The sequence below is a fragment of the Mycobacterium sp. E2733 genome (genome assembly GCF_001667585.1).
Classification (GTDB): domain Bacteria; phylum Actinomycetota; class Actinomycetes; order Mycobacteriales; family Mycobacteriaceae; genus Mycobacterium.
In genome coordinates this window covers 1-1,931 of the sequence record NZ_LZJZ01000112.1, presented here as the reverse complement: position 1 = coordinate 1,931, position 1,931 = coordinate 1, and the positions used below count along the sequence as shown (strand labels likewise).

General features: G+C 68.2%; 2 pseudogenes. Both read right to left on the bottom strand.

What is annotated here, in order from left to right:
• Positions 1-251, bottom strand: a pseudogene (locus tag A5678_RS21350) (serine/threonine protein kinase); the annotation flags it as partial.
• A gap of 531 nt (positions 252-782) precedes the next feature.
• Positions 783-1,931: pseudogene (locus A5678_RS27635) on the bottom strand (serine/threonine protein kinase); the annotation flags it as partial.

Here is a 1,931-nt window from a genome sequence, read left to right as displayed (position 1 = left end):
ACATACAGTCGTCCGTCGATCTCGCCGAAGTCGTAGATGGGGATGACGTGCGGCTCGTCCAGGCTGGCCGCGGCGTGCGCCTCGCGGCGAAACCGCTCCACATAGGCGGGATCCTCGGCGACATTAGGCAACAACACTTTCAGGGCCACCACCCGATCCATCACGGTGTCATAGGCCCGCCACACCTCACCCATCCCGCCGCGACCCAGCAACTCGATCAGCCGGTAACGCCCGAACGGCGTCCCGTCCATTTCGGCCACATCAGCCTCCCCGCGGCAGTGGTTCAGCACACGATAGGTCCGGCGACGGCATCGCACCCCAGAAACGCAACGGTGCAGGATTCTGCCGCGCGACCGTCCCGAGGAACCTTGCGCAACCAGCGGATAGCCCGGATCGTTTCCGCCCCGGCGCCCGTGTCCGACGGTTGCGCGACGTTCGCGACGGCCCTCTGCGGTGATGGTGCCAGCGCATCCCAGATCAGCCATCGATGCCACCAGCTATCAACCCATACCCTCAACGTGCCACCACAGGCGGTGCCAGCACCATCGGCGCATGGCGCCTCAACGGCGGCACCGCACAAGACTTTGAGGAACCCAAGCGCGGTATCCGCGTGCCCATCGACGTCACGGGGGATCAGAACCGCGACGCCAGCATCGGCCGGTACATTCCCGCCAACGGCGACATCCACCTTGGCGCGGCCACCGCGGGGAATCGCCGCCGACTTGCTCCCCGCCCCCGACGACCTGGAAGCGTTCCTAGCCGACACCCGCCCACGACAGGCTCTAATCGCCGGTGCGCACATATTTCTCGTCGAAATCGAGGCTGCTGGGGCAAGGGTAAGTTTGTTCCTGGTGGCCGTGTCCGGCCAGCAGCGTGATCGGACCCTGCGCCGTTGCAGGCAGCGGATACTGCGCGGTGGCCTTGAGATGCGTCGTGCCGCCGGCCCGACACGGTACGTCGACCTCCGTATCCGCGGTCCACTTGGCGCCGGCGAACACCAGAGCCGTGGAAATGTCGGGGTTGTGGAAATAGCTCATGCACCGGTCGCCGGTGCGTAGACAATCGGTGCGGACCGCGAGGTCGTACTCGTATGTGCTCCCGTTCGTGTAGGTCAGTGTCTCGTGGTAGCGGCCGTGCAGCGCTTGGGCCGCCGACACCACCCGCGCCGGCTGGCCGGCCGGGTCGGGCAGGCTGGTGAGGTCGATGTCGCCGGCGCGGGTGAAGGTCACCGCCCGCTTAGTGCCGCAGGCGTTGCTGGTCGTCGAGCTGTAGTCGCCGGTCAGGGTGCCGTCGGGGTGGGGCTGCAGGGTGAACACCTCCCAGCGTTCGCCGGCAGCGTTGCGGCACGTTCCGGAGCCGACGCCCACAGCCAGCCAGCGGCCGCCGACATCATCGAACGCCTGCGTCGGCACGAGTGTGGTGTCGCCGCTTCGCCGTGACCCGGTGGCCACGCAACCGCCCGAGCGGCACACCGACCGGACGCCCCAGGTTTCGGTTGCCGGCGTCGAACCTTCGACCGGTCGACCATCGAGACCGGTGGCCGAGTCGAAGTTGACGGTGTAGATACCGGTGAACGGACCCGTATTCGGCGGCGGGGTGGTCGGCGCGGTCGTGGTGGGCGGTGCAGCGGGGGTCGGCTTGTGGTGGTGGGAGGCGTTGACGGCCGCGAAGACACCGCCGCCGATCAACACCGCGGTAGCGAGCACGGCGGGAATCACGACGTGGGGGCGCCGCCACCTGGGCCGCTGCGGGGTGGGTTTCATTTCCAGCGGCGGTGGTGGCGCGGCCCCGGTGGGGGCCAGTAGGGTGTCTTGGCTGTCGATGGGGCCCGCGGTGGGGTTCACGGTGGTCGCGTCGCGGGCGGCGTGCGCGAATTCCACGGTGGTGGCATAGCGCTGGTCGGGGTCTTTGGCCATGCCTTTGGCGATGAC